Raw genomic sequence first — 535 nt, 5'->3', positions numbered from 1 at the left:
CGAACGCCACCCTATGGCGAACGCTGAAGGCGTCAAAGCTGGAAACGAACTTGCCGAAGCTCGAAACGCTGGCCGATGGTTCAATCTTTTCGAGCGGCGACATAACAAAGCGCGACATGTTTACGCTGACCTTTCCGATCGATCCATCGCAGTTGCCGCTGACGGCGCTTCGCTTGGAGGTCTTGCCCGATGAACGTCTCCCGGCAGGCGGACCAGGGCGTTCGTACTACGAAGGACGCCAGGGCGATTTCTTTCTGAGTGAGATGACGGCGAAGGTCGGTGAGCAGCCGATCAAGCTAACCGCCGCCTCGCATAGCTACGGCAAGATCAGCATCGGCAGCGGTAGCGCCGATGCGGCGAATGTGCTTGACGGCGACGGTTCGACTGGTTGGGGAACGGCCCAGCGCGAAGGAGAAGCGAATCAACTGGTCGTCAATCTGTCCGAGCCGATTACCGGCTCCGGCGACCTGACGATCGAGCTGTTATTCGAGCGGCACTTTGCCGCCAGCTTGGGCCGCTTTGGATTTCGGCGGCC

At 60.2% G+C, this 535-nt stretch carries 1 pseudogene; it reads left to right on the top strand.

The window, feature by feature from the left end:
• Positions 1-116: 116 nt before the first annotated feature.
• Positions 117-535 (top strand): annotated as a pseudogene (locus C5Y96_RS27350) (hypothetical protein); the annotation flags it as partial.

The sequence above is a fragment of the Blastopirellula marina genome, from assembly GCF_002967715.1.
Lineage (GTDB): Bacteria > Planctomycetota > Planctomycetia > Pirellulales > Pirellulaceae > Bremerella > Bremerella marina_B.
Note: the sequence above shows the minus strand (reverse complement) of the source record. Positions and strands in the feature narration are given on the sequence as shown.